Consider the following 25,467-nt stretch of genomic DNA (forward strand, 5'->3'; position numbering starts at 1 on the left):
CCGCCCGGATGCTCCCTGTCGGAGCCGCTCGGCGAGGCAGCGGGACCGCATGTCGCGAGGGAGTCACTGGGTGTCGGAAGAGCGCTACGACCTGGTCGTGCTCGGAGGTGGCAGCGGCGGGTACGCGGCGGCCCTGCGGGCGACACAGCTCGGGATGAGCGTTGCGCTCGTCGAGCGCGACAAGCTCGGCGGAACGTGTCTGCATCGCGGATGCGTACCGACCAAGGCTCTCCTGCACGCCGCTGAGCTCGCTGACGGCGCCCGCGACGGCGAGAAGTACGGCGTGCTCTCGAGCCTCGCGGGCATCGATATGGCCGGCGTCACCCGCTATCGCGAGGGCGTCGTAGCGGGCAAGCACAAAGGACTCCAGAGCCTCGTCTCGTCCCGCGGGATCACCGTCGTCACCGGTGAGGGTCGGCTGACCGCACCCGGAACGGTGACGGTGGGCGAGCATGTGCTGCACGGTTCCGCGGTCGTGCTGGCGACCGGGTCCGCCTCCCGCACCCTCCCAGGGGTGGAGATCGGCGGGCGCGTGATCACGAGCGACCAGGCCCTCGAGCTCGACCACGTCCCGTCGCGGGTCGTGGTGCTGGGCGGAGGAGTGATCGGAGTCGAGTTCGCGAGTGTCTGGCGCTCCTTCGGAGCCGAGGTCACCATCGTCGAGGCGTTGCCGCACCTGGTGCCGAACGAGGACGAGAGCGTGAGCAAGCAGCTCGAACGCGCCTTCCGTCGTCGGGGCATCGCCTTCCAGCTCGGCTCGCGTGTCGCGTCGGTCGCCCAGGACGAGAGCGGTGTCTCGGTGTCGCTCGAGAGTGGCGCCTCGGTCGAGGGCGAGCTGCTGCTCGTCGCCGTGGGGCGTGGTCCCGTGACCGCGGGCATCGGTCTCGAAGAGGTCGGCGTCGCCGTCGATCGCGGTTACGTGCTGACGACGGAGCGGCTCCGGACCTCCGTGCCCGGCGTCTACGCGGTAGGCGACATCGTGCCGGGCCTCCAGCTTGCGCACCGGAGCTTCCAGCAGGGCATCTTCGTCGCCGAGGAGATCGCCGGGCTCTCCCCGCAGGTCGTCTCGGACATCAACGTCCCGAAGGTGACTTACAGCGACCCGGAGGTGGCGTCGGTCGGGCTCAGCGAGGCCCGCGCTGTCGCCGAGTACGGGGCCGAGCGTGTCGCCACGTACGACTACGGGCTCGGTGGCAATGCCCGCAGCACGATCATCGGCACCACCGGATCCGTCAAGGTCGTCCGCGTCGTGGGCGGTCCCGTCGTCGGTGTGCACATGGTCGGCGCCAGGGTCGGCGAGCTGATCGGCGAAGCGCAGCTCATCGTGAACTGGGAGGCGCATCCCGAGGACGTCGCCCCCCTCGTGCACGCGCACCCCACCCAGAACGAGGCGCTCGGCGAGGCGCACCTCGCTCTTGCCGGGAAGCCGTTGCACGGACTCTAGAACCACTGCGGTGCGGCGACCCGCCGCTTCCGCATCAGTAAGCTGGACATCGAAACACAAGCGTCTTAAGGAGACAGGCTCATGAGCGAATCCGTCAGCCTCCCGGCACTCGGAGAGAGTGTCACGGAAGGAACGGTCACCCGCTGGCTGAAGAACGTCGGGGATCGCGTCGAGGTCGACGAGCCCCTGCTCGAGGTGTCGACCGACAAGGTCGACACCGAGATCCCTTCGCCCGTCGCCGGTGTCATCGAGGAGATCCTCGTCCAGGAGGACGAGACCGTCGAGGTCGGCGCCGAGCTGGTTCGCATCGGTGACGGCTCTGGAGCCGCGTCGGCGTCCGAGCCCGAGGCTCCCGCCGAGGAGGCCCCTGAGGTCCAGGCCGCCGAGACCGAGCCCACGGAAGAGGCGACTGCGTCGGTCGACGCCGAGAGTGACACCGAGGCTCCCGCCCCGGCCGAGCCCGAACCCGCCCCGGCCGCCGAGAAGCCCGCCGCCCCCGAGGCTGCTGCTCCGGCTCCGTCGATTCCCGTCGCATCGACTCCGGCTCCGTCGGCTCCCGCCCCGGCCGCCGCCGCTCCCGCCTCGTCCCCGGAGGCCACCGACTCCAACCCCGGATACGTCACCCCGCTCGTGCGCAAGCTCGCCGGCGAGAACGGCATCGACCTCTCGACCCTGACGGGCACCGGAGTCGGTGGCCGCATCCGTAAGCAGGATGTCCTCGACGCCGTCGAAGCCGCGAAGTCGGCTCCCGCCGCCCCCGTGTCTGCCCCCGCGGCCGCTGCCGCCAAGGCAGCCCGCACCCCGCTCGAGACCTCGCCCCTCCGCGGCACGACGCAGCCGATGTCGCGTCTGCGCAAGGTGCTCGCGCAGCGAGCGGTCGAGTCGATGCAGACCAGCGCTCAGCTCACCTCGGTGATCGAGGTCGACGTCACCGCCGTCGCCCGCTTCCGTGACGCCGTCAAGAAGAGCTTCCAGGAGAAGACGGGCGCCAAACTGTCCTTCCTGCCCTTCTTCGCGCTCGCGGCCGCCGAGGCCCTGAAGGCCTACCCCGTGATCAACTCGACCCTCGACGGAGAGTCGATCGTCTACCCCGATCACGAGAACATCAGCATCGCTGTCGACACCGAGCGCGGGTTGCTGACCCCGGTCCTCAAGAACGCCTCCGAGCTCACGCTCGCGCAGATCGCCACCACGATCGGCGACCTCGCGGAGCGCACCCGCAACAACAAGCTCAAGCCCGACGAGCTGGCCGGTGGCACGTTCACCCTGACCAACACGGGGTCGCGTGGAGCTCTGTTCGACACTCCCGTGGTGTTCCTGCCGCAGACGGCCATCCTCGGCACAGGCATCGTCACCAAGAAGCCCGCCGTCGTTCAGGTCGACGGAGCAGACGCCATCGCGATCCGCTCCACCGTCTACCTCGCTCTCTCGTACGACCACCGCACAGTCGACGGCGCCGACGCAGCCCGTTTCCTGGTCGCGATCAAGGAGCGCCTGGAGGAGGGCTCGTTCGAGAACGACCTCGGCGTTTGAGACGCTCACGCTGAGGCGGCCCGTCACGGGGTCTCTCCGACGTAGACGTCACGGATGAGCCAGCCGGCCTCCGTCCTGATCATCAGGACGGAGGCCGCTGTCGTCTCCGGAGAAGTCCCGAGGTCGACAACGGCCGAGGCGCCCTGCACCAGGACCTCCGAGACGCTCGCCCCCACCGGCAGTGCTGTCGCGAGACCTTCCCGGGAGCCGTGCAACGGCGAGTCGTCGAGTGTCAGGGCCTGGGCGCAGAGGATGTCGGAGCAGCTCATTGCCGCCGTCACCAACAGGCTCGCGGCCTCCTCCGCGGGGAGATCGGACGATGGCCCGTGACCAGCTCCGACGCCGGGGGCGGAGGGAGCACCCCCGGTTGGCGCCGCGGGCGTGCTCGCCGGCCGAGCGGGGTGCGCCGCCGCCACACCGACGGTGGAGGGTACGGTCGGCACGGGGTCCCGGCCGTTCGCACCGCCCGACGGAGGAGTGCCCATCGCACCCGCGAGAACGGCTCCGATCACGATCGCCGAACCCGCCGCCACCGGCCCTCGTCGGCGACGGAGGATCGCGCCGAGCCGCGCGATCCCGTCGTCGAACGGATGCGCACGGCGGTGGCGCGCCTGCTGCGGAGCGGGATCGGCCACCGTTCGCACGCCGGCACGCGGTCGCTTCGGCCCTTCGATCTCTCGAACCGCTGCTCCCAGCCCCTCCGGCTCGGCGAGCCCGTATAGCCGTCCCTCGAGCGCGAGGGAATCCCGCTGCTCGGTGAGAAGCGCGACCGGGAGCTCCGAGCAGTGCTCGCCGACCCGCGCGACCAGCCCCCGGAGCGCCGTCCGGGCCTCCCCTGCCGAGCCGACCGCCGGTGTCGTGAGCAGCAGTACGGGTCGCCCGTCCGCCGTCAATCCCACATCCGCCGCCGTGGGCGCGAGATGAACACCGCGGGCGCCTGCGGAACGGACGGCGCCCACGATCGGCGCGAGAAGCGTGACCGCGGCTCCCAGGCGCAGATGCCGGGCCGGATCGAGCAGATGGTCGGCCGTCGCAACGGTCGGCGGTGCGGCGAGCAGGATGCGCCGCCCCCGCGATGCGACGAGGCGGACGAACGACTCGCGGTGCCTGTGCGCGGGCAGCGAGCCCATCGGCGAGCTCCGGACTGCTTCCGCGGCGAGCCGACTGAGGCATCGGGCGGAAAGAGTGACCGCATCGTCGTCGACGACGACGTGTCCGAGCGGCGTGCGCTCTCTCACGCGGCAGCCGCCGACCCGCTGCCCGCCACGCCCGCTTCTCGATCTCATGGGGCGATCGTGGCGTCTGGGGATGCTGCGCGGGTCCTGCGCAGGAGGATCGGTGGACGCACGGCCGGACTCTTTGCCTGTGAAGGAGCGCGATACTCCGTGCAGGTCCGTCGCCGGGCCCACGCTCGGTATCCTTGACGGCATGGCACGCAGCACGGAACCGTCGACGAAGGCGGTCAAGGAACCCGGACGTCTCAAGCAGATGTGGCAGGTGTTCCAGATGACCCGCCGCTACGACAGCAGTGCCGTCTGGATCATCCTGCTCGCGCTCCTGCTGCCGATCCTCCTCGGCGTGCTGCTCGGGGTGCTCCTGGGCAACGGCAACGGCTTCGTCATCGCGCTCTGGATCCTGGTCGGAGTGATGGCGGGTCTTGTCACGGGTCTGGCGGTCCTCTCCCGACGCGCCGAGCGCGCTGCCTACGGCCAGATCGCGGGGCAGCCCGGAGCGGTCGGCGCCGTGTTGCGCAGCGGCCTCCGCGGCACGTGGACGGGTGGCGAGATGCCCGTCGCGGTGAACGGAAAGACCCAGGACGCCGTCTACCGTGCTGTCGGTCGCGGGGGCGTCGTGCTGATCTCCGAGGGCCCTGCTGGGCGTACCAAGCGGATGCTCGAGGACGAGCGCCGCAAGATCTCCCGCATCCTGCCGAACGTGCCCGTCACCTTCGTGAACGTCGGCCCGGATGCGGACGCCGTTCCGCTCCACCGTGTGCCGCGCGAGCTCGCCAGGACCAAGAAGGTCCTCACCAAGGCCGAGGTGCTCGCCGTCAAGAACCGCCTCGCCTCCCTGAACACGTCGCTGCCGATCCCGAAGGGCGTCGATCCGTTCAAGGTGCGGCCGCAGCGTTCGCGCTGACGCTCAGCGCAACGGGCCCGTCGGGACCACTCCCGTCGGCCCGTCCGGTACGTGCTGGTCGATCGTCAGTAGCGCACGAGCACGGTGCCCGCGACCTTGTCGTGGAAGCCGCGCTGATCGGAGTCCCAGACGAGGGCGGGTACCAGCACGGCCAGCAGCACGGCGCGCACGAGCGGACGCCAGGCGCCGACCCAGCCGCCGCCGAGGCGGACGACCCGCATGCCGAGGGCGCGGTGGCCGATACTGCCTCCGATGGTGGGGATGAAGACGGCCTGGAGGAGGACGAAGATCACGAGGCTCGCCCAGCGGTCGTAGTCGAAGAACGCCAGTGAGGTCAGGGCGGCGACCGCCAGATCGACAGTCAGGGCCGCGATCCGGCGCCCGGGGCGGCCGACGGAGAGGCGACCCTCGCGGGGCAGGCCCAGGCGCTCCCCCGGGTATCCGCTCGGCGCGGCATCGGCGAAGGTCCTGCGGTCGGCTGCTGGCATCCCCTGATCCTATCCGGGCGGCACCGGTCCGACATCGGGTCCCGAGCCCGGGCCCAGGCGCACCGCGTAACATGCCGGAAACAACAGGGACACGGCGGGGAAACCCCTCGTCACTACCCTGAAACGGCTGCGCTCTGCAGCCACCCGTTACGCCATTGGAGACCTTTGCATGTTTAAAGATTCTTCCGAGGTGCTCACGTTCATCAAGGACACGGACGTCAAGTTCCTCGACATCCGGTTCACCGATCTCCCCGGTGTCCAGCAGCACTTCAACATCCCCGCCTCGACTGTCGACGAGGAGTTCTTCTCCGTCGGCCAGCTCTTCGACGGGTCCTCGATCCGCGGATTCGCGAACATCCACGAATCGGACATGCAGCTGATCCCTGACGTGACGACCGCCTACGTGGACCCGTTCCGCGTCGAGCGCACTCTGATCCTCGTCTTCGACATCTACAACCCGCGCAACGGCGAGATCTACTCGAAGGACCCGCGTCAGGTCGCCAAGAAGGCCGAGAAGTACCTCGCCTCGACCGGCATCGCCGACACAGCGTTCTTCGCCCCCGAGGCCGAGTTCTACATCTTCGACGACGTCCGCTACGAGATCACGCAGAACTCGGCCTTCCACTCCGTCGACTCGGTGGAGGGCGCCTGGAACTCGGGACGCGTCGAGGAGGGTGGCAACCTCGGCAACAAGACCCCGTACAAGGGCGGCTACTTCCCCGTCAGCCCGGTCGACAAGCAGGCCGACCTGCGTGACGACATCTGCCTCAAGCTGATCGACGCCGGCCTCATCCTCGAGCGCTCGCACCACGAGGTGGGCACCGGAGGTCAGGCCGAGATCAACTACCGCTTCGACACGATGGTCCACGCGGCCGACGACATCCTGAAGTTCAAGTACATCGTGAAGAACACGGCTGAGCAGTGGGGCAAGACCGCCACGTTCATGCCCAAGCCGCTCTTCGGAGACAACGGCTCGGGCATGCACACCCACCAGTCGCTGTGGAACGACGGAACGCCGCTCTTCTACGACGAGAACGGTTACGGCGGCCTGTCGGACATCGCGCGGTGGTACATCGGAGGCCTGCTCAAGCACGCCCCCGCAGTGCTCGCGTTCACCAACCCGACGGTGAACTCCTACCACCGTCTGATCCCGGGCTTCGAGGCGCCGGTCAACCTCGTGTACTCGGCCGGCAACCGCTCCGCGTCGATCCGCATCCCGATCACCGGCACGAACCCGAAGGCCAAGCGCATCGAGTTCCGAGCGCCCGACGCGTCGGGTAACCCGTACCTCGCCTTCGCCGCTCAGCTGATGGCCGGCCTCGACGGCATCAAGAACCGCATCGAGCCCCACGAGCCGGTCGACAAGGACCTCTACGAGCTCCCCCCCGAGGAGGCGAAGCTCATCCCACAGGTCCCCGCGACCCTCGGCGAGGCGCTCGACGCCCTCGAGGCCGATCACGACTTCCTGCTCCAGGGCGGCGTGTTCACACAGGAGCTGATCGACACCTGGATCGAGTACAAGCGCGAGAAGGAGATCAAGCCGCTCGCGCAGCGCCCGCACCCGTTCGAGTTCGAGCTGTACTACGGCGTCTGATCCCTCTGCAACGACTGCAGGGCCGTCCCTCCTCGGAGGGGCGGCCCTGCAGTCGCTTTCCGGACAAGGACGAGGCGCATGAGGGGCTACTCCCCGTCGGCAGGCCCGTAGAAGAGCCGCTCGAAGACGGAGCGGGAGCGGCGGGTCACGCCGAGATAGTCGTCCTCGAGAGCCGTCGCCGAGTCGGCCGGGTACTCGAGCAGGCGGGCGAGTCCGTCGAGCTGGCGGCGGTCGGTTGGGAGCACGTCACTCGTGCGGTTCGACCACAGTGTGGTGCCCGAGCGGACACGGGAGGCGAGCAGCCAGGCCGCGCGGAGCCGTTCCGCGTCGTTCGCGTCGACGAGTCCCGCACTCTCGGCGACCGCGAGAGCGGTGAGCGTCGACGTCGTGCGCAGCTCGGGCGTGGTCCGGGCGTGCTGCAACTGGAACAGTTGGACCAGCCACTCCACGTCACTGAGGGAGCCTCGGCCGAGCTTGAGATGGCGCCGAGGGTCGGCGCCCTGGGGCAGCCGCTCGCTCTCGACGCGGGCTTTGATCCGTTTGACCTCACGGATGTCGCGATCCGAGATCGACGCCGGATACCGCACGCTGTCGGCGAGCGCCTCGAAGTCGGCGATGAGGGATCGGTCGCCGGCCACTCCTCTGGCACGCAGCAGCGCCTGCGCCTCCCAGGTCAGGGACCAGCGGGCGTAATAGGCGCGGTAGGAGTCGAGTGAGCGCACGAGCGGCCCGTTCTTCCCCTCGGGACGCAGATCTGCGTCGAGATCGAGAGGGAGGCGGGAGTCCTCGGTCAGGCGGACCAGCTCGCCGACGAGGAACTGCGCGTAGAGCTGCGCCTGGTGGGGCTCCGCAGTGCCGGGCCGCTGCACGTACATCACGTCCGCGTCGGAGCCGAAGCCCAGCTCGGCGCCGCCGTAGCGGCCCATGCCGATGATCGCGAACTCCAGGTCGGCACCCGGTCGGGTCGCGCTCGCGCGGCGGACGGCCGAGAGCACCCCGTTCAGGAGCGCCGTGATGATGTCGGTCAGGCTGGTGGCGATCTCCTCGATCGTCGTGATCCCGAGGACACCGCCGATCGCGGTCCGCAGCACTTCGCGTCGCCGCATCGACCGCAACACCGAGGCCACGGCGTCGGGAGTGTCGTGACGGCCGAGCACCGCCCTCACCTCCTCGCCGAGCTGCGCCGCGGTGCGGGGGCGGAGGGCTTCGTCGTCCTCGAGCCACGCGGCCGACTCGGGGATTCGGTCGAGCAGCTCGCCGACGAAACGCGACCCCGAGAGCACTGTGGTCAGCCGCTTGGCGGCGCCCGAGGAGTCGCGCAGCATCCGCAGGAACCACGGCGTCCCGCCGAGCGAGTCGCTCAGCCGGCGGAAGGCGAGGAGGCCGTAGTCGGGGTCTGCGCCGTCCGCGAACCACTGCAGCATCACCGGGACCAGGTGGCGCTGGATGCTGGCGCGGCGCGAGACTCCGGAGGTCATCGCCGCGATGTGGCCGAGGGCACCGCGGGAGTCGACGAAGCCGATGGCGGCGAGGCGTGCCTCCGCCTGGCCCGCCGAGAGCTCGGCCCCGCCGTCGGAGAGGGCGGCGACGGCCGAGAGCAACGGCCGGTAGAAGAGCCGCTCGTGCAGGCCGCGGACCCGGTGCTTGATACCGTTCCAGACGGTGAGGAGTTCCTCGGCCGTCCGCGCGAGGCCGCTCGATCGAGCGAGAGTGCGCAGCTCATGCTCGTCCCGCGGCATCAAGTGGGTGCGGCGCAGACGCCTCAGCTGGAGGCGGTGCTCGAGAAGCCGCAGCGCGCGGTAGTCCTGAGAGAACTCCTCAGCCGCTGACCGGCTGATGTACCCGCCATCAGCGAGTGCACCGAGGGCGAGGAGCGTCCCGGGCATCCGGATCTCGTCGTCGTTCTGCCCGTGCACCAGCTGCAGCAGCTGCACCGTGAACTCGATGTCGCGCAGACCGCCCGGTCCGAGCTTGAGCTGGTAGTGCACGTCGTTCTGCGGGATGTTCTCGGTGACCCGCTCGCGCATGCGCTGCACGGACTCGACGAAGTTCTCGCGGGACGCACTCGACCACACCTTCGGTGCGACGGCATCGACGTAGGCGCGGCCGAGCTGCTGATCGCCGGCGAGCGGGCGTGCTTTGAGCAGCGCCTGGAATTCCCAGCTCTTGGCCCAGCGCTCGTAGTAGGTCACATGCGACTCGAGCGTCCGCACGAGAGCTCCCTGCTTGCCCTCGGGTCGCAGATTCGGGTCCACCTCCCACAGCTCGGGCTCCAGAGCCAGCGCGGACGTGCCGCGCATGAGCAGGACGGCGAGGCGCGTGGCGATGTCGATAGCCCGCGCGTTCGAGAGACCGCGATCGGCATCCCCCTCCGCGACGAAGATCACATCGACGTCGCTCACGTAGTTCAGCTCGGAGGCGCCGGCCTTTCCCATGCCGATCACGGCGAAGCGGGTCGCGGCCACCTCGTCGCGACCGAAGCGGCCGGGACCTGTGCCCTCGACGAGCTCGGTGCGAGCGACGGCAAGCGACGCTTCGAGTGCTGCTCCCGCGAGGTCGGCCAGGGCACGGGTGACCCGGTCGATCGCCGCCACCGGGTCGGCCTGGCCAAGGTCGTGCACCACTATCCGCGTCAACAGGCGCCGGTAGAGCACGCGCAGCGCGGTCCAGCCCTCCTCCTCCGGCAGAGTCGAGAAGCCGTCGACGGAGCCGACCGATTCGAGCATCTCCCTCGTCATCTCGACCCGCCCCGGCAGGACCGGCACCGAGTGGAGCAGGCTTCCGAGCTCGTCGGGCCGCCGCTGCAGGAAGTCGGCCAGACCGGAGGAGGCTCCGACGACCAGGAGGAGACGCGTCAAGGCCTCGTCGTCGGCGAGCACCGCATCCATCCGGTCGCGATGCCGTCGCAGCAGATCGACCAGTGCACCGAGGGCAGCATCCGGATCGGCGACCCCGGCGAAGGCAGGCAGCACCGATTCGAGCCCGCGCCCCGCCAGCTCCTCGGCCTCGTCCAGACGAACCCCTGCCTCACCCAGCGCGGCGAAGCCGAGGCGCGCGATGTCGCGGAGGGACCGTTCACGCGTCATGGGCGAGCGATCAGAGCATCTCGAGGTTGCTGCGCAGCTCGTACGGCGTGACTTGTGCGCGGTACTCGGCCCAGTCCTTCCGCTTGTTGAGCAGGACGAAGTTGAAAACCTGCTCGCCCAGCGTCTCGGCGACCAGCTCCGACTCCTCCATCAGCGAGATGGCCCGGTCGAGGCTGGGCGGCAGAGCCCCGTAGCCGAGTGCTCGACGCTCCGCGTCCGACAGCGCCCAGACGTTGTCCTCCGCCTCCGCCGGGAGCTCATAGCCCTCCTCGATGCCTTTCAATCCGGCGGCCAGGAGCAGCGAGTAGGCGAGGTAGGGGTTCGCGGCCGAGTCGAGGGCTCGGTACTCGATTCGAGAGGACTGCCCCTTGTTGGGCTTATAGAGCGGCACGCGGACCAGAGCGGAGCGGTTGTTGTGACCCCACGAGACGTAGCTCGGGGCTTCGTCGCCACCCCACAGGCGCTTGTAGGAGTTCACGAACTGGTTCGTGACCGCCGTGATCTCGGGAGCGTGCTTCAGCAGGCCGGCGATGAACTGTCGTCCGAGCTTCGAGAGCTGGTACTGCGCGCCCTGCTCGTAGAAGACGTTCACATCGCCCTCGAAGAGCGACAGGTGGGTGTGCATGCCGGAGCCCGGGTGGCCGGAGAGCGGCTTGGGCATGAAGGTGGCGTACACGCCCTGCTCGATCGCCACCTCCTTGATGACGGTGCGGAAGGTCATGATGTTGTCGGCCGTCGTCAGAGCGTCCGCGTAGCGGAGGTCGATCTCGTTCTGGCCGGGACCCGCCTCGTGGTGGCTGAACTCCACCGAGATGCCGAGGTCCTCCAGCATCCGCACGGAGCGGCGGCGGAAGTCGTGCGCCGTTCCCCCCGGGACGTTGTCGAAGTACCCCGCGGAGTCGACGGGCTCGGGGCCCTCGGTGCCGAATGTCGAGGACTTCAGGAGGTAGAACTCGATCTCGGGGTGCGTGTAGAAGGTGAAGCCGCGCTCCGCCGCCTTCGCTAGCGTCCGCTTGAGAACGTTGCGCGGGTCGGCGACGGCGGGCTGGCCGTCCGGCGTGGTGATGTCGCAGAACATCCGCGCCGTCGGATCGATCTCGCCCCGCCACGGCAGGATCTGGAACGTCGACGGGTCGGGGTGCGCGAGGACGTCGGCCTCGAACGACCGGGTCAGCCCCTCGATGGCCGAGCCGTCGAATCCCAGCCCCTCGGCGAACGCGCCCTCCACCTCGGCCGGCGCGATGGCGACCGACTTCAGCGTGCCGACGACGTCGGTGAACCAGAGGCGAACGAATTTGATCCCTCGCTCTTCAATGGTGCGAAGAACGAAGTCCCGTTGCTTGTCCATCCAGACCCCTTCTGTTTCGCCCCTCAGGCTACTGCCTCCGAACGACGCCCGCGGGGCCCCGCGGGCGCGCCGCTAGGATGGCCGCCATGTCAGCGCAGCCCGTCAAACGCGTTCGAACGCGCCACTTCCAGAACGCGAAGGACTCGGGTGTCCGCATCACGGGTCTGACCAGCTACGACCAGGCGACCGCGAAGATCTTCGACGAGGCGGGCATCGACTTCCTCCTGGTGGGAGACTCCGCGGGCAACACGGTGCTCGGCTACGACACGACCCTCCCGGTCACGGTCGACGAGCTGATCCCGTTGGCGCGCGCGGTCGCGGGCGCAGTCGAGCGAGCCTTCGTCGTCGCCGACATGCCGTTCGGCTCTTACGAGTCCGGACCTGACGACGCCCTGCACACAGCGTTCCGCTTCATGAAGGAGACGCACGCACACGCCGTGAAGCTCGAGGGGGGCGTCCGCTCCTCCGAGCAGATCCGCCGCATCGTCGAGGCGGGCATCCCGGTCATGGCCCACATCGGATTCACTCCCCAGAGCGAGCACGGCCTCGGCGGGCATATGGTGCAGGGCCGCGGCGACGGGCTCGATCAGCTCCTCGCCGACGCCCGCGCGGTCCAGGAAGCGGGCGCCTTCGCCGTCGTCCTCGAGATGGTTCCCACCGACGCCGCGCGCCAGGTGACCGAGGAGCTCCGCATTCCGACGATCGGAGTGGGCGCCGGGCCGCACGTGGACGGCCAGCTGCTGGTCTGGACCGACTTCGCCGGCTTCACGACCGGACGCATCCCGCGCTTCGTGAAGCAGTACGCCGACTTGCGCGGCGTGCTGACGGAGGCGGTCACCGCGTACCGCGACGACGTCGAGTCCGGCGCGTACCCCGGCGCGGAGCACAGCTACGAGTAGCGGCTAGCGATCCTCCGCCGCGTCCTCCTCGGCCCACGCTCGACTGTTCTCGTGCAGCCGCTCGAGAGCGTGCTCCGCCTCCTGACGGGAGGAGAAGGGGCCCACACGATCGACGGAGGGGGACACGAAGCCCTGCTCCACCGAGCCGGTCGTGAGGTTGTACCACCAGGAGTTCGCGTCGCCGTCAGCCATGCGGCGATCCTACGCCGGGGCCTTCCACCGAGCCGGACTCCCTCGCCTTCGCTAGCATGACCGGTATGACTTCTGCTACGACCGCCATCGGGATCGACATCGGGGGAACGGGCATCAAGGGGGCGTCGGTCGACCTGGCGGGAGGGTCGCTGCTGAGCGACAGGATGAAGCTCGCCACCCCCGAGGGCGGGCGTCCGAAGGACATCGTCGCGACGGTGCAGCAGATCCTCGACAAGATCCCCGGCCTGCCGTCCAACACCCCCGTCGGGATCTGCTTCCCCGCCGCCGTCGTGCACGGTCGCACGATGTCCGCGGCGAACGTCTCGGAGGAGTGGATCGGCCTCGAGGCCGAGAAGATGTTCGAGGACGCGATCGGGCGTGACATCTTCTTCGTGAACGACGCCGATGCCGCAGGGTACGCGGAGTCGCGCTTCGGCGCTGCGAAGGACAAGAGCGGTCTGGTCATCATGACCACCCTCGGCACCGGCATCGGCACCGCTCAGATCTACGACGGCGTGCTGATCCCGAACGCGGAGCTCGGGCACCTGGAGATCCACGGCGGCGACTACGAGAAGAAGGCCTCGTTCGCCGCCAAGGAGCGCGACGACCTCGACTACAAGCACTGGGCGAAGCGTCTCCAGCGCTACTACTCCCATCTCGAGGCACTGCTGTGGCCCGACCTGTTCATCGTCGGCGGCGGCATCTCGAAGCACCACGAGGAGTTCCTGCCCCTGCTCGATCTGCGCACCCCCATCGTGCCCGCCGCACTGCGCAACAACGCGGGCATCCTGGGCGCCGCAGCGCTCGCAGGCCAGCACTAGAGCCTTCGCAGAGCCGGTGCTCCTCGTGGCACCGTTGCTGGGCAGCGCAGCCATCGATACTCGAGAGGCCCCGCCGCGGCGAGGCCTCTCGAGGCGAAAGGGTCGGCTGATACGCCGGGTTCTGTTGACGCCGCGCCTCTCGGCGGGCGCTGGACGGCCATCTCTCTCGGAGTCACGTCGCCGTGACCCTCCAGCGGTCTACCCGAGGACCCGACGAGCAGCCGCATCGTCCTCTGTCTGACCTTGCTCCGGGCGAGGTTTACCGAGCGAACCGGATCACTCCGGCCCCTGGTGGTCTCTTACACCACCGTTTCACCCTTACCGCGTGCCTGAGCCCGCGGCGGTCTGTTCTCTGTGGCACTGTCTCGCGGGTCGCCCCGGGTGGGTGTTACCCACCGCCCTGCTCTGCGGAGCCCGGACGTTCCTCGGCACCTGAGCTCTCGCTCGGGTGACGCGACCGTCTTGCCGGCCCATTCGCCCGACCAGTGTACGGCTCAGACGAGGGTGGACTCCTCGCCGCGCACCAGGATGCAGCCGCTGTCCGGGCAGAGGACCACGTCGTCGGGGGCGGAGGCGCGGATCCAGGAGAGGTCGGACTCGGTGAGCGCGACCCCGCTGCCCTCCGAGACCTTTCCTCGCAAGAGGGCGGCACCGACGCCGTAACGGGCGCGCTGCTTCTCGTAGAGCTCGACGAGGTCCTCGGGGAGACTCTCCACGAGATCGGCGCGGTCGCGGGCGAGCGCCTCCTGCTTGTCGTGCAGCTTCGCAGCCTGAGCGTCCCGCTCCTCGGCGAGGGTCTTCGCCGACGCCACGACATCATCGCGCTCGGCCTGCGCAGCGGCGACCTCGGCGTCGAGCCCTTCGATGCGCTCCATCAGGGTCAGCTCGATCTCCTCGAGGTCGCCGCGGCGCTTCGTGAGCGACGTGATCTCGCTCTCCAGCGCCGCGATGTCCTTGGCGGAGGACGCCGTCTGCAGGCGGTCCTGATCGCGCTTCAGCCGGTTCTCGACGATGGCGACGTCGGACTCGATGCGTCCGAGTTCTGTGCGCACGTCCTCCAGGCGTCCCGTGCGCTCCGCGAGCGCACGGCGGGTCTCGTTGTCGCGGACCTGCATCGCCTGGATCTTCGCGATCTGCGGGAGCGTCGCGAGGGCGTGGCGCAGCTGCGCACCTCTCGTGTCCAGACTCGCCAGAGTCAGGAGTTCGCGCTGGTCTGCGGGGCTGGCTTTCACGTGGCGGTCCTCGTTCCCGGCACACAGGGTGGGCGTGCCGCCACCATTCTCCCGTGCCTGTGGCGGCTCAGTGCACGATCGCGAAATCCCAGGGGTCGGTGCGGGTCTCGCTGACCTCGACTGCGACGGTCGGGAGGGCTTCGCGCAGCGCGGCAGCAGCCACGTCGAGCCACAACCACTCGCTCGCCCAGTGCGAGACGTCGATGAGAGCGGGCCCGGTGCCGTGCAGGGCCTTCTCCCGCGCCTCCGAGGCCGGATGGTGACGGAGGTCGGCGGTGATGTAGACATCGCTCGTGCGGACCGCTGCAGCGTCCAGGAGTGAGTCGCCCGCGCCTCCGCAGAGGGAGACGCGGCGCACCGGAGTCTCGTACCCGCCAGCGGCGCGCACTCCCCCGGCCGTGGCCGGCAACAGCTCGGCAACGGCGGCGGCCAAGCGGCCCAGCGTGACCTCCTCGGGCAGATCCCCGACCCGGCCGAGTCCGATCGACGGCTCCGCGCCCGGGACGAGCGGAGTAGTGCCGGTCAGGCCGAGCCGGGTCGCGATCACATCGGAGACGCCGTCGGTCACGATGTCGGCGTTCGTGTGCGCCGAGACCAGGGCGCAGCCTCCGCGGATCAGCTCGGCGAGCAAGCGGCCCTTGTAGCCGTCCTCGGCGATGGACGTCACGCCGCGCAGCAGCAGCGGGTGGTGCGCGACGAGGAGCTGGAAGCCGCCGTCCACCGCCTCTGAGACGGTGTCGGCGACGACATCGACGGTCAACAGGATGCGCTCGACCGAGGAGTCGGGGTCGCCGGTGACGAGACCCGGCGTGTCCCAGCTCTCTGCGGCCGCCTCCGGCCAGAGTCGGTCGATGACAGCGTGGACGTCGCGCAGCAGGGGCATGGTCCCAGGGTAGGGGTGGCCGCTCCTCCGCTGTGCGCGAGCGCGCGAGCCATAGTGGTGGGGGAACGACGAAGGTCCGCACTCCCTGGGAAGTGCGGACCTCTTCGGTGGATCCGAGGGGATTCGAACCCCTGACCCCCTGCATGCCATGCAGGTGCGCTACCAGCTGCGCCACGGACCCTAGCGTGCTTCTCCGCCTTGCGACTTGAGGCCCCGACCGGCGGAAGCAACTCGAACAAACTACAACACAAACTCTGTGATGCGAAATCGAGCCCAGCCGCCGGGCGTGTTCGTCAGGAGGACGGCGCGGACGAGTCGGCGACGACCGGCTGGTCGATCGTGAAGGGCACGGTCGGGCAGTCCTTCCAGAGGCGCTCGAGCGAGTAGTACATGCGGTCCTCTTCGTGGAAGACGTGCACGACCAGGTCGCCGAAGTCCAGCAGGATCCAGCGACCCTCCGCCCGGCCCTCGCGACGCAGGAGCTTCGCTCCGGCGTCGTTGAGGCGGTCCTCCACCTCGTTCGCGATGGCGACCACGTTGCGCTCGGAGCGCCCCGTGGCCAGGAGGAAGATGTCGACCAGCGGCAGCGGACCCGAGACGTCGAGTGCGACCAGATCCTCTCCGCCCTTGGAATCGGCAGCAGTGGCCGCGAGCTGGAGCAGTGCGCGGGCGGAATCGGTCGCAGTCATGAAGCCTTCAGTGTCGGTGGTGGAGATCAGAAGATGTTGAGCACAAAGCCGCCGACGAACAGCGCGATCGACGCGACCAGCAGGACGGCGGCGGTGATCGCCAGGACGACGGGCACGCTGATGCCGGCGCGCTTCTGCGGCGCGATCATCGAGGTGCCCGCCGCGTGGGTCGACACGGCACTGGAGGCTCGGACCGGCTCGGAGTCGGCGGCCGGCTGCTCGCGGTCGATGCGATCGACGTAGCGGTCGACGTCCGGCGAGTCGTAGAGGTTGGGATGCTGACCGGTTGAGCCGAGGCTGCGTGGCAGGTCGAACGAGCCGGTGACCAGGATCTCACCGGTGTCGGTGCCGGGAGCGGTCCCTGCGCCGGTCGTCGGCAGGATGAGCGCGTTCGTGGTCGTGGCCGCTCCCGTCGCCGCCACGCCGCTCGCGATCAGCGAGTCGAACGACGCGTCGACCTCCTCCTTCGACTTGCTGTCGAGTTCCTCGGTGATGGCGAGGTGCTCGATCGGCGGCTGGAAGCTGCCGGTGATCTCGGTCGCCTTCTCGTCGGCGATATCGAGCGAGCCCCCGACGGTGGCGAAGAGGGCGGTGTTGAGGTGCGGCTGCTCCGGTTCGGCGCGGCCTGTGGTCGTGTCCTCCTCGGCCGAGGACGTGCCGGCGGCAGGTGTCTGCTCGGAGTCGGGCAGAGCGCCGGTCCGCTCCGCGGACGATCCGGTCTCGGAGGTCCCGTCGGCGTCGGGAGTCTCCTTCTGGGCGGCCGGATCCTCCGCGGATGCGGAGTCGGCGAGCGTCGGCTCCTCGTCCGCGGCCTCGACGACCGGCACGGAACCGGTCGGCGCCAGGGACGAAGCGCGCTCGAGCGCCTCCTCGACCTCGCCGGACTGCTCGGGGCTCTCGCGAGAGGGCGACTCGGCGTCGGGCGCGGCGGCGACCTTCTCGGCTTGCTGCTGTGCCAGGAGCGCGCGCAGCTCGCGTCTCGTGAGAGGGCGCCCGGTGGCGTTCTCAGTGGCGACGATCTCCAGGGAGGACGTGCGAAGGTCCGGTTCGCTCGCTGGCCGGGGGTCGACGGGAGTGATGCGCAGAGCCTGGGTCGCCGTGAGGACGGGCATCTCGCCCGCGGCCGTGACGGATGCGGTGGCAGCCCGGCGGGACGTGGTCGGAGCGGCGGCGGCGGGGGCCGTACCGGCCTCGCGCCTCTCGCGCTCGCGGATCTCGCGCCGGGTGAGCGGCTTCTCCTCGGGCTGAACTGTCATGACGTACTCCGATACAGGTGGTGCTTCGAGATGTACTGGACGACACCGTCGGGAACCAGATACCAGACCGGATGACCCCGGTTCACGCGGCTCCGACAGTCCGTCGAGGAAATCGCTAGCGCCGGAATTTCCAACAAGGATACGTCTTGGGCCGGCAATCCCGAAACGTTGAGGACGTGTCCCGGCCGACTGACCGCGACGAAGTGGGCCAGTTCCCACAGCTCGTCGTAGTCCTTCCAGCTCAGGATCTGCGCGACGGCGTCGGCTCCGGTGATGAAGAAGAGCTCGGCGTCAGGATGCGCCGCGTGGATGTCTCGCAGGGTGTCGATCGTGTAGGTCGTCCCCACCCGATCGACGTCGACCCGACTCACAGTGAACCGCGGATTCGACGCCGTGGCGATCACCGTCATCAGGTAACGGTGCTCGGCCGAGGTCACCGTCTTCTTGTGCCACGGCCGACCCGTCGGCACGAAGACGACCTCGTCGAGGTCGAACGACTGCGCCACTTCGGACGCGGCGACGAGGTGCCCGTGATGGATCGGGTCGAAGGTGCCGCCCATCACTCCGATTCGCGGGCGCCGCGGGCCTCCGCTCGCAGCGGACGTCACGATCGCGGGGCTCCCTGCTAGTGGCCGTGACCGTGCTGGTCGTGCGACCCGGCACCGGTCTTGTGCGAGTGCCGGTTCGCGACGTCGCGGTAGCTCCAGGTGACGAAGCCGAGCGCCGTGAAGGCGACGGCGGCGATCAGGCCGAAGACGATCGGGGGGAACGGAAGCTCCGCGTGGGCCGCTGCTTCGGCGAGGACGGTCGTCGCGAGGGACATGCAGTGCTCCTTGGAGGTCGTGGACGCCCCGGCGGGGCTCCGACGAGTCTACCCGGATGCCGCGAGGTCCCGGATCGGCGTCCCTCCCCCGCGCTCTATCAGGCCCTGACCTGCCCCGCTCCGCGCAGCAGCCATTTCGTGCTGGTCAGCTCGGGGAGTCCCATCGGTCCCCGGGCGTGCAGCTTCTGCGTCGAGATCCCGACCTCGGCTCCGAAGCCGAACTCTCCGCCATCGGTGAAGCGGGTGGAGGCGTTGACCATCACGACGGCCGAATCGACCTCAGCGAGGAAGCGTTCGGCGCTCACGAGGTCGTTCGTCACGATCGACTCCGTGTGGTGCGTCGAGTACCGGTCGATGTGCGCCATTGCGGCGTCCAGATCGTCGACGATCGCCACCGCCACGTCGAGGGAGTAGTACTCGGCCGACCAGTCCTCCCGGCTGGCGGGGACTGCGTCGGGCCACAGCGCCACGACGCGCTCGTCGCCGTGGACAGTCACCCCTGCCTCCGCGAGCCGGCTGAGCACGGGTGGGAGCAGGCGGTCTGCCGAGTCACGGTGTACCAGGAGCGTCTCGAGAGCGTTGCAGGTGCTCGGCCGCTGCACCTTGGCGTTGTGCACGATGTCGACCGCCCACTGCTCGTCGGCGCTCGCGTCGAGGAAGACGTGGACGACTCCCGCGCCGGTCTCGATGACGGGCACTGTGGACTCCGTCACGACGGACTCGATCAGGCCGGCGCTCCCCCGCGGCACCAGGACGTCGACGTAGCCGCGCGCCCGCATCAGCGCCTTGGCACCGTCACGGCCGTGGTCGTCGACCGTCTGCACCAGGTCGGCCGGGAGCCCGACGGACGCGACGGCCTCCTGCAACAGCTCGACCAGGACGCGGTTGGTGCTCTCAGCAGCACTGCCGCCGCGCAGGATCACCGCGTTGCCGCTCTTGAGGGCGAGAGCGGCGATGTCGATCGTGACGTTGGGCCGGGCCTCGTAGATGGCCCCTACCACGCCGAACGGCACCCGGACCTGTGACAGCGAGGCGCCGTTGGGCAGGTTCGAGCCGCGCACGGTCTGCCCGACCGGATCGATCAGACCGGCGACCGCGACGACGGCGTCGGCGAGCGAGCCCAGGCGAGCCTCGTCGAGCCGGAGGCGGTCCTGCAGGCCGGCGCTCATCCCATCGGCGCGGCCGCGCTCGAGATCGAGCTCGTTCGCCGGCACGACGCGATCGACGCTCGAGCGCACCGCATCGGCGATGGCCAGGAGCGCCCGGTTCTTGAGGTCGGTCGTCGCGCTGCGGAGAGAGCGGGAGGCGGTGCGGGAGGCGGCGAAGCGCGCGGTCAGCTCGCTCGGGTCCGGGGTCGTCTGCGGCATCCGGCCAGTGTATTCGCAGACGACCCGGCGGACCGGAGTCAGTGCTCCCGGTCGGACTCCGTGCCGTCGTCCTCGTCGGCGACCCGCCAGACGCCTCCCTGGCGCTCCCGCTCGAGCTCGGCGCGGGCCTCGGCCTTCGCGTCCATCCGCTCGAAGTAGTCCTCGCGCCGCTCGTTGCGCGTCTTGCGGCGGTTCTCGTCGAGCCGGACATCAGTCCCGCGGGGGGCGGTGATGAGCTCGGCGGTCGACGTGAGGGTCGGCTCCCAGTCGAACACGACGCCGTCGCCCGGGCCGATCACGACCGTCGACCCTGCCACCGCTCCAGCCGAGAAGAGCCCGTTCTCGACGCCGAGCTTCGCCAGGCGGTCGGCGAGGAAGCCGACCGCCTCGTCGTTGGTGAAGTCGGTCTGCGCGACCCAGCGTTCGGGCTTGGTGCCCAGGACGCGGTAGACGTTCCCGTAGGAGCCCCCCTCGACCTTGATCTCGAAGTCCTTCTCGTCGACCGCGCGCGGGCGGATCGTGATCCGCTCGACGCGCGGTTCGGCCGCGAGCTCGAGGCGGTGCTTCTCGACGATCTCGCCGAGAGCGAAGGTCAGCTGCCGCAGGCCGGAGTGGCTGACGGTGGAGATCTCGAAGACGCGGTACCCGCGCGCCTCCAGATCGGCCCGGACGAAATCGGCGAGCTCGTGCGCCTCGGGGACGTCGACCTTGTTGAGGGCGACCAGCTGCGGCCGCTCGACCAGCGGGATCTGGCCGTCGCCGACGGGGTAGGCGGCCAGCTCGCGCAGAATGATGTCGAGGTCGGTCAGCGGATCGCGGCCGGGTTCGAGAGTGGCGCAGTCGAGGACGTGGACCAGGGCGGTGCACCGCTCGACGTGGCGGAGGAATTCGAGGCCGAGGCCTCTCCCCTCGCTCGCGCCCTCGATGAGGCCAGGGACGTCGGCGACGGTGAAGCGCGACTCACCCGCCTGCACGACGCCGAGGTTGGGCGCGAGAGTGGTGAAGGGGTAGTCGGCGATCTTCGGCTTCGCCGCCGAGATCGCAGCGACGAGGCTGGACTTCCCCGCGGAGGGGAACCCCACGAGCGCGACGTCGGCGACCGTCTTCAGCTCGAGGACGACGTCGCCCTCCCAGCCGGGGGTGCCCAGCAGCGCGAAGCCAGGAGCCTTGCGCTTCGTGGTCGCCAGGGACGCGTTGCCGAGCCCGCCCTGACCGCCGGGAGCTATCACGAACCGCAGACCAGGCTCGTCCATGTCGATCAGTTCGTCACCGTCGGGCGACTTGACGACCGTGCCGAGGGGCACCGGGAGCTCGAGGAGCTCGCCGTTCCCACCCGCGCGGTGATCGCCCATTCCCGGCCCACCGTTCTGCGAGCTGCGGTGGGGGTGGCGGTGGTAGCCGAGCAGCGTCGTGGTCTGCGGATCGGCGACGAGCACGATGTCGCCTCCGTGGCCGCCATTGCCGCCGTCGGGGCCCGCGAGCGGCTTGAACTTCTCGCGGCGGACGGAGACGCAGCCGTTGCCGCCGTGGCCGGCACGCAGGTGCAGCGTGACGTTGTCGACGAAGGTGACCATGGTGTGTGTCCGTCCGATCAAGGGGGTGTGCGGTGTCGGGCTGCGACGCCGGGGGCGTGCGCCCCGGGAGACGAGCAAGGGGCGAGCCGAAGCCCGCCCCTTGCGTCCTGTGCCTGTGCGGCGGAAGAGCCGACCCTACTGGGCGGCCGCCACAATGTTGACGACCTTGCGGCCGCCCTTGCTGCCGAACTCGACAGCGCCCGCCGAGAGGGCGAACAAGGTGTCGTCGCCGCCACGGCCGACGTTCGCACCCGGGTGGAAGTGGGTTCCGCGCTGGCGGACGATGATCTCGCCCGCGTTCACGACCTGACCGCCGAAGCGCTTGACGCCGAGACGCTGCGCGTTCGAGTCGCGACCGTTGCGAGTGGAGCTTGCGCCCTTCTTGTGTGCCATTTCTCATCTCCTCGAGACCGTGGGGCCGCAGCCCCATGCTGATCTCCTGTGGGGCGATGGCTCGCTCCGCAGGTCAGCTCAATTCGTGCAGGGACTACTTGATGCCAGTGACCTTGACGCGCGTGAGGTCCTGACGGTGCCCCTGGCGCTTCTTGTAACCGGTCTTGTTCTTGAACTTTTGGATGATGATCTTCGGACCACGGAGGTCCTCGAGCACCTCGGCGGTGACCGTGACGCCCGCGAGGGTCGCCGCATCCGAGGTGATCGACTCGCCGTCGACGAGCAGCACGGCAGGAAGCTGCACGGTGCCGTTCTTGTCGGCCTTGACACGGTCCATCGTCACGATGGTGCCGACCTCGACCTTCTCCTGCCGACCGCCGGCGCGCACAACTGCGTAAACCACTTCTCGTACCTGTTTCTCGTCTGGACGGAGCGGAGGCGCCATCCGGGGCTTGTATGGACGGGGCGGTGCCCCGGTCTTCCGGTTCGTACCCGTCTCCTCATGAGACCGAGGGAACCGGCACCGCGGCTCGCACCCCGTGAAGAGCGGAGCGACAGCGGAAATCTGCGTGAGCACATGGATCGCGCCACACCAACGGTCAAGAGTACGGGATCCGTGCTCCACGGTCAAACGCACGCACCCCCGGGGGCTGCGTCCCCCGACCGGCGACCTCGTCACGATAGTGGAGAGGCGCCCGCCCGCCGCGACGGCGCGCCGCCTAGGATCGACGAGTGGTCATCCTCGTCGACGCAGCGCGCTGGCCGGCCCACGGCACTCTCTGGGCGCACCTCGTGAGCGATGTGTCGCTGGAGGAGCTGCACTCCTTCGCGCTCCGCACCGGGGTGCCCGAGCGCGCGTTCGATCTGGACCACTACGACGTTCCCGAGGAGCGGCTCGTCGAGCTGATCGCGGCCGGCGCGCTGCCGGTCGGCGCGCGGGAACTGGTCGAGCGCCTGCACGCCAGCGGCCTGCGGGTGCGGGGCCGCGACCGGGAGAGGGCCCGGTGCCGGCTTCCGCCGGGCACCGAGCCCTCCTGACCCGCGTGGGACCCGCTACTCCTGATCGGAGCGCCGGGGCGTCTGCTCGGGGATGACCGCGACTCCCGTGAGGGCTGCGGTGGTCACGCGACGGCTCTTCGCGCGGCCTTGCCCCGGCTGCTTCGGCTCCGGCAGTGCGTCGAGGACGGAGTCGAGCAGGTGCTCCGCGACCTCGCTGCGCACCCTGCGAGGCGGCGTCACCGGCGCGATCGGTATGTCGAGCAGAGCGGCCGCGGGGGCTTCTCCGTGTTCGGCGGGCACCTCGAGGCGCTCCTGACCGGGCTCGCGATCGCGACTGCGGCGACGGCGTTCCCCTCTGGCGGGGCGCTCGCCGCGACGGCCCGACTCGGCCGGCTGCTCGTCGGCGGTCTCGACGGGCGCCGTCGACTCCTCGGGAGCCTCCGCTGCCCCGGCGGCGTCCGTCGCATCCTCGACGAGAGCGGCGGCCTCCTCGGCCGCCTGACGGACGGCCGGGGGCTGGATCGTGCTCGCCGCGATCTGAGCGAGGGCGTTCTTGGCGTCGTCGGTGATCGCGTGCGTGCTGATCGGCTTCGTCGCCGGCGCGGAGGAGCGACCGGAGGAGGCGGACGGCTGGTCGCCGCCCTTTCCCCGACGACGCTGTTCCTGCTGCGGAGCGGCGGCGGACCGGTGTTTGAGGACCGGATCGTGGTGCACGATCACTCCGCGGCCGGCGCAGACCTCGCAGTTCTCGCTGAAGGTCTCGAGCAGGCCCAGACCCAGCTTCTTGCGGGTCATCTGGACGAGTCCGAGCGAGGTCACCTCCGCCACCTGGTGCTTCGTCCGGTCGCGGCTGAGGCACTCGACGAGTCGACGCAGCACGAGGTCGCGATTGGACTCGAGAACCATGTCGATGAAGTCGACCACGATGATGCCACCGATGTCGCGCAGACGCAGCTGGCGGACGATCTCCTCGGCCGCCTCGAGGTTGTTCTTGGTGACCGTCTCCTCGAGGTTTCCGCCCGAGCCGACGAACTTACCGGTGTTGACGTCGACGACGGTCATCGCCTCGGTGCGGTCGATGACGAGCGAGCCGCCGCTCGGGAGCCAGACCTTGCGCTCGAGCGCCTTCTCGATCTGCTCGGTGATGCGGAACTCGTCGAAGGCGTCCCTGTCTCCGGTGTAGACCTCGACCCGCTCGAGCAGGTCGGGGGCAACCTGACTGAGATACAGCTCGATCGTCTCGCGGGCGTCGTCGCCGGCGATCACCATCTTCTCGAAGTCCTCATTGAACACGTCGCGGACGATCTTGATGAGCAGGTCAGGCTCGCTGTGCAGGAGCGCCGGCGCCTGCCCGGTCGCCGCCTTGGCGCTCAGCGCGGTCCACTGCGCGGTGAGGCGCTCCACGTCGACGGTGAGCTGCTCCTCGGTGGCGCCCTCGGCCGCCGTGCGGACGATGACGCCGACGTTCTCGGGGAGCACCTCCTTGAGGATCTTCTTCAGGCGAGCGCGCTCGGTGTCGGGCAGCTTGCGCGAGATCCCGTTCATCGAGCCGTTCGGCACGTAGACGAGGTAGCGGCCGGGTAGCGAGACCTGGCTGGTCAGTCGCGCACCCTTGTGCCCGACGGGGTCCTTCGTGACCTGGACGAGGACCCGGTCGCCCGGCTTCAGCGCGAGCTCGATCCGGCGGGGTCCACCGGCATTGTTCGCAGCGTCCCAGTCGACCTCGCCCGAGTAGAGCACGGCGTTGCGGCCTCGACCGATGTCGACGAAAGCCGCCTCCATACTCGGTAAGACGTTCTGCACGCGGCCTAGGTAGACATTGCCGATGAGGGACGCCTCCTGCGAGCGGGCGACGTAGTGCTCGGCGAGGACACCGTCCTCGAGCACGCCGATCCGGATGCTGTCCTCCTTGGATCGGACGACCATCACCCGGTCGACGGCCTCGCGGCGCGCGAGGAACTCGGACTCGGTGACGACTGTGCGTCGGCGCCCGGCGTCGCGGCCGTCGCGGCGACGCTGCTTCTTCGCCTCCAGGCGGGTCGAGCCCTTGATGCGCTGGGGTTCGGTGATCAGCTCGGGCTCGCGCGGTTCGCGGGGCTCGCGCGGCTGCCGCACACGGACGACGGTGTTCTGGGGGTCGTCGGAGCCGGTGCGCTCGCTCTCACCGCTCCGGCGGCGCGAACGGCGGCGGACGGAGCCCTGCTCCTCCGGGGAGCTCTCGCGCTCGTCCTGGAGGCCGAGGGGAACCCCGCGAGGGGGCAGCGGGGCCAGCTCGACATAGTCGGGCAGGATCGGGGCCTGGAACAGGAGCGACGTGCTCGGCAGAGCGGGGCGCCGCGGCTCCTCGGGCTCGACGCTCGACGGCAGGGCGTCGACGACGGCGGCGACCGTCGAGGCGTGGTCCGGCTCGTCCACGGATTCCGCGCCGGAGGGCTCGGCGCTCGTCCGCGCGGCCTCCACCGCTGCGTGCTGCTCACCCGCCGCGGCGGTCTCTGTCCGGTCGGTCTCGGTCTGGTCGGTCTCGTTGCTGTCGATGATCGTCTCCCCTGTCGCTGGCGCGCTCGAGTCGGTGCGCCGGGAAGCCCGGCGACCACCGAAGAGGCGGCTGATCTTCCTGGCCCCGCTGCGGGGCTCGTCGCGGTCCGGATCGGATCCGCTCGTACTGTTGTCTTCCACCATTCCTGGTGCACTCCTCGGCCGGGTCGTT

23 protein-coding genes, 1 tRNA gene and 1 other RNA gene are annotated in these 25,467 nt (G+C 69.7%); 7 read left to right on the top strand and 18 right to left on the bottom strand.

The features are described 5' to 3' along the window. Positions 1–70 precede the first annotated feature (70 nt). Together lpdA and sucB are read left to right on the top strand one after the other, a co-directional pair. Entirely contained in the window at positions 71–1,444 is a 1,374-nt protein-coding gene (gene lpdA / locus GSU10_RS07700; protein ID WP_068209158.1) for a dihydrolipoyl dehydrogenase, read from the top strand. Between the two features lie 81 nt (positions 1,445–1,525). After that, complete coding sequence (sucB, locus tag GSU10_RS07705) at positions 1,526–2,977, top strand: 2-oxoglutarate dehydrogenase, E2 component, dihydrolipoamide succinyltransferase (RefSeq protein WP_068209156.1); 1,452 nt, start codon at positions 1,526–1,528, stop codon at positions 2,975–2,977. 23 nt (positions 2,978–3,000) lie between these two features. Here the strand turns inward: sucB and GSU10_RS07710 are convergent, their stop codons facing one another. Further along, positions 3,001–4,107, bottom strand: a complete 1,107-nt coding sequence (locus tag GSU10_RS07710; RefSeq protein WP_068209153.1) for a hypothetical protein — start codon at positions 4,105–4,107, stop codon at positions 3,001–3,003. A gap of 298 nt (positions 4,108–4,405) precedes the next feature. Here GSU10_RS07710 and GSU10_RS07715 point away from each other — a divergent pair, with 298 nt between their 5' ends. Continuing rightward, positions 4,406–5,116, top strand: coding sequence for a DUF4191 domain-containing protein (locus GSU10_RS07715; RefSeq protein ID WP_068209151.1), 711 nt, complete (start codon positions 4,406–4,408; stop codon positions 5,114–5,116). A gap of 65 nt (positions 5,117–5,181) precedes the next feature. Here the strand turns inward: GSU10_RS07715 and GSU10_RS07720 are convergent, their stop codons facing one another. Continuing rightward, positions 5,182–5,604 carry an RDD family protein gene (locus GSU10_RS07720; RefSeq protein WP_068209147.1) on the bottom strand — a complete coding sequence of 141 codons (423 nt, stop codon included), beginning with the start codon at positions 5,602–5,604 and terminating at the stop codon, positions 5,182–5,184. A 169-nt stretch (positions 5,605–5,773) separates the two neighbouring features. Between GSU10_RS07720 and glnA the strand changes: the two genes are divergently transcribed. Continuing rightward, on the top strand, positions 5,774–7,198 hold the full coding sequence (gene glnA, locus GSU10_RS07725) for a type I glutamate--ammonia ligase (RefSeq protein ID WP_132504285.1): 1,425 nt from the start codon (positions 5,774–5,776) through the stop codon (positions 7,196–7,198). An 86-nt stretch (positions 7,199–7,284) separates the two neighbouring features. Here the strand turns inward: glnA and GSU10_RS07730 are convergent, their stop codons facing one another. Further along, positions 7,285–10,284 carry a bifunctional [glutamine synthetase] adenylyltransferase/[glutamine synthetase]-adenylyl-L-tyrosine phosphorylase gene (locus tag GSU10_RS07730; RefSeq protein ID WP_132504283.1) on the bottom strand — a complete coding sequence of 1,000 codons (3,000 nt, stop codon included), beginning with the start codon at positions 10,282–10,284 and terminating at the stop codon, positions 7,285–7,287. A 10-nt stretch (positions 10,285–10,294) separates the two neighbouring features. Beyond that, positions 10,295–11,632, bottom strand: a complete 1,338-nt coding sequence (locus GSU10_RS07735; protein WP_068209144.1) for a glutamine synthetase family protein — start codon at positions 11,630–11,632, stop codon at positions 10,295–10,297. Positions 11,633–11,709: 77 nt separating this feature from the next. Here GSU10_RS07735 and panB point away from each other — a divergent pair, with 77 nt between their 5' ends. Beyond that, positions 11,710–12,531 carry a 3-methyl-2-oxobutanoate hydroxymethyltransferase gene (gene panB / locus GSU10_RS07740; protein WP_068209141.1) on the top strand — a complete coding sequence of 274 codons (822 nt, stop codon included), beginning with the start codon at positions 11,710–11,712 and terminating at the stop codon, positions 12,529–12,531. Positions 12,532–12,534: 3 nt separating this feature from the next. Here the strand turns inward: panB and GSU10_RS07745 are convergent, their stop codons facing one another. After that, a complete protein-coding gene (locus tag GSU10_RS07745; protein ID WP_068209138.1) occupies positions 12,535–12,723 on the bottom strand; it encodes an SPOR domain-containing protein in 189 nt (62 codons plus the stop codon). A 65-nt stretch (positions 12,724–12,788) separates the two neighbouring features. Between GSU10_RS07745 and ppgK the strand changes: the two genes are divergently transcribed. Further along, positions 12,789–13,544 (top strand): polyphosphate--glucose phosphotransferase, encoded by a 756-nt coding sequence (gene ppgK, locus GSU10_RS07750; RefSeq protein WP_068209135.1) that lies wholly within the window; start codon positions 12,789–12,791, stop codon positions 13,542–13,544. 94 nt (positions 13,545–13,638) lie between these two features. Here ppgK and rnpB read toward each other — a convergent pair. The 12 genes from rnpB to rplU all read right to left on the bottom strand — a co-directional run bounded on the left by rnpB (position 13,639) and on the right by rplU (position 22,164). Next, positions 13,639–14,017, bottom strand: an RNA gene (gene rnpB / locus GSU10_RS07755) — RNase P RNA component class A. A gap of 21 nt (positions 14,018–14,038) precedes the next feature. After that, positions 14,039–14,776 carry a zinc ribbon domain-containing protein gene (locus GSU10_RS07760; RefSeq protein WP_068209132.1) on the bottom strand — a complete coding sequence of 246 codons (738 nt, stop codon included), beginning with the start codon at positions 14,774–14,776 and terminating at the stop codon, positions 14,039–14,041. A gap of 67 nt (positions 14,777–14,843) precedes the next feature. Continuing rightward, positions 14,844–15,659 (bottom strand): Nif3-like dinuclear metal center hexameric protein, encoded by an 816-nt coding sequence (locus tag GSU10_RS07765; protein ID WP_068209129.1) that lies wholly within the window; start codon positions 15,657–15,659, stop codon positions 14,844–14,846. A gap of 108 nt (positions 15,660–15,767) precedes the next feature. Beyond that, a tRNA-Ala gene (locus GSU10_RS07770) sits at positions 15,768–15,840 on the bottom strand. A gap of 112 nt (positions 15,841–15,952) precedes the next feature. Next, positions 15,953–16,348: a ribosome silencing factor gene (gene rsfS / locus GSU10_RS07775; protein WP_068209126.1), complete on the bottom strand. Its 396-nt coding sequence runs from the start codon at positions 16,346–16,348 to the stop codon at positions 15,953–15,955. A 26-nt stretch (positions 16,349–16,374) separates the two neighbouring features. After that, positions 16,375–17,604, bottom strand: a complete 1,230-nt coding sequence (locus GSU10_RS07780; protein WP_068209123.1) for a hypothetical protein — start codon at positions 17,602–17,604, stop codon at positions 16,375–16,377. Then, a complete protein-coding gene (gene nadD, locus GSU10_RS07785) occupies positions 17,601–18,164 on the bottom strand; it encodes a nicotinate-nucleotide adenylyltransferase (protein ID WP_068209121.1) in 564 nt (187 codons plus the stop codon). The genes GSU10_RS07780 and nadD overlap by 4 nt, the downstream gene beginning before the upstream one ends. 65 nt (positions 18,165–18,229) lie before the next feature. Next, the gene (locus GSU10_RS07790) at positions 18,230–18,427 is read right to left on the bottom strand and encodes a hypothetical protein (protein WP_068209119.1); all 198 of its coding nucleotides are present in this window, start codon (positions 18,425–18,427) and stop codon (positions 18,230–18,232) included. Between the two features lie 98 nt (positions 18,428–18,525). Next, on the bottom strand, positions 18,526–19,794 hold the full coding sequence (locus GSU10_RS07795) for a glutamate-5-semialdehyde dehydrogenase (protein ID WP_068209114.1): 1,269 nt from the start codon (positions 19,792–19,794) through the stop codon (positions 18,526–18,528). A gap of 38 nt (positions 19,795–19,832) precedes the next feature. Then, positions 19,833–21,368, bottom strand: coding sequence for a GTPase ObgE (gene obgE / locus GSU10_RS07800; protein WP_068209111.1), 1,536 nt, complete (start codon positions 21,366–21,368; stop codon positions 19,833–19,835). A 135-nt stretch (positions 21,369–21,503) separates the two neighbouring features. Then, positions 21,504–21,761 carry a 50S ribosomal protein L27 gene (rpmA, locus tag GSU10_RS07805; RefSeq protein ID WP_068209107.1) on the bottom strand — a complete coding sequence of 86 codons (258 nt, stop codon included), beginning with the start codon at positions 21,759–21,761 and terminating at the stop codon, positions 21,504–21,506. Positions 21,762–21,855: 94 nt separating this feature from the next. Next, a complete protein-coding gene (gene rplU, locus GSU10_RS07810) occupies positions 21,856–22,164 on the bottom strand; it encodes a 50S ribosomal protein L21 (protein ID WP_068209104.1) in 309 nt (102 codons plus the stop codon). Between the two features lie 329 nt (positions 22,165–22,493). Here rplU and GSU10_RS07815 point away from each other — a divergent pair, with 329 nt between their 5' ends. Next, complete coding sequence (locus GSU10_RS07815; RefSeq protein ID WP_068209100.1) at positions 22,494–22,799, top strand: DUF4031 domain-containing protein; 306 nt, start codon at positions 22,494–22,496, stop codon at positions 22,797–22,799. Positions 22,800–22,814: 15 nt separating this feature from the next. Here the strand turns inward: GSU10_RS07815 and GSU10_RS07820 are convergent, their stop codons facing one another. Next, positions 22,815–25,439 carry an Rne/Rng family ribonuclease gene (locus GSU10_RS07820; protein ID WP_132504279.1) on the bottom strand — a complete coding sequence of 875 codons (2,625 nt, stop codon included), beginning with the start codon at positions 25,437–25,439 and terminating at the stop codon, positions 22,815–22,817. Positions 25,440–25,467: the final 28 nt, after the last annotated feature.

The sequence above is a fragment of the Rathayibacter tanaceti genome, assembly GCF_009834165.1.
GTDB classification, from domain to species: Bacteria; Actinomycetota; Actinomycetes; order Actinomycetales; family Microbacteriaceae; genus Rathayibacter; species Rathayibacter tanaceti.

Excerpts from the sequence above, each read along its gene's own strand:
- sucB (WP_068209156.1), top strand. The coding sequence starts at position 1,526 with ATGAGCGAATCCGTCAGCCTCCCGGCACTCGGAGAGAGTGTCACGGAA.
- GSU10_RS07710 (WP_068209153.1), bottom strand. The coding sequence starts at position 4,107 with ATGGGCTCGCTGCCCGCGCACAGGCACCGCGAGTCGTTCGTCCGCCTC.
- GSU10_RS07715 (WP_068209151.1), top strand. The coding sequence starts at position 4,406 with ATGGCACGCAGCACGGAACCGTCGACGAAGGCGGTCAAGGAACCCGGA.
- GSU10_RS07720 (WP_068209147.1), bottom strand. The coding sequence starts at position 5,604 with ATGCCAGCAGCCGACCGCAGGACCTTCGCCGATGCCGCGCCGAGCGGA.
- glnA (WP_132504285.1), top strand. The coding sequence starts at position 5,774 with ATGTTTAAAGATTCTTCCGAGGTGCTCACGTTCATCAAGGACACGGAC.
- GSU10_RS07730 (WP_132504283.1), bottom strand. The coding sequence starts at position 10,284 with ATGACGCGTGAACGGTCCCTCCGCGACATCGCGCGCCTCGGCTTCGCC.
- GSU10_RS07735 (WP_068209144.1), bottom strand. The coding sequence starts at position 11,632 with ATGGACAAGCAACGGGACTTCGTTCTTCGCACCATTGAAGAGCGAGGG.
- panB (WP_068209141.1), top strand. The coding sequence starts at position 11,710 with ATGGCCGCCATGTCAGCGCAGCCCGTCAAACGCGTTCGAACGCGCCAC.
- GSU10_RS07745 (WP_068209138.1), bottom strand. The coding sequence starts at position 12,723 with ATGGCTGACGGCGACGCGAACTCCTGGTGGTACAACCTCACGACCGGC.
- ppgK (WP_068209135.1), top strand. The coding sequence starts at position 12,789 with ATGACTTCTGCTACGACCGCCATCGGGATCGACATCGGGGGAACGGGC.
- GSU10_RS07765 (WP_068209129.1), bottom strand. The coding sequence starts at position 15,659 with ATGCCCCTGCTGCGCGACGTCCACGCTGTCATCGACCGACTCTGGCCG.
- rsfS (WP_068209126.1), bottom strand. The coding sequence starts at position 16,348 with ATGACTGCGACCGATTCCGCCCGCGCACTGCTCCAGCTCGCGGCCACT.
- GSU10_RS07780 (WP_068209123.1), bottom strand. The coding sequence starts at position 17,604 with ATGACAGTTCAGCCCGAGGAGAAGCCGCTCACCCGGCGCGAGATCCGC.
- nadD (WP_068209121.1), bottom strand. The coding sequence starts at position 18,164 with ATGGGCGGCACCTTCGACCCGATCCATCACGGGCACCTCGTCGCCGCG.
- GSU10_RS07790 (WP_068209119.1), bottom strand. The coding sequence starts at position 18,427 with ATGTCCCTCGCGACGACCGTCCTCGCCGAAGCAGCGGCCCACGCGGAG.
- GSU10_RS07795 (WP_068209114.1), bottom strand. The coding sequence starts at position 19,794 with ATGCCGCAGACGACCCCGGACCCGAGCGAGCTGACCGCGCGCTTCGCC.
- obgE (WP_068209111.1), bottom strand. The coding sequence starts at position 21,368 with ATGGTCACCTTCGTCGACAACGTCACGCTGCACCTGCGTGCCGGCCAC.
- rpmA (WP_068209107.1), bottom strand. The coding sequence starts at position 21,761 with ATGGCACACAAGAAGGGCGCAAGCTCCACTCGCAACGGTCGCGACTCG.
- GSU10_RS07820 (WP_132504279.1), bottom strand. The coding sequence starts at position 25,439 with ATGGTGGAAGACAACAGTACGAGCGGATCCGATCCGGACCGCGACGAG.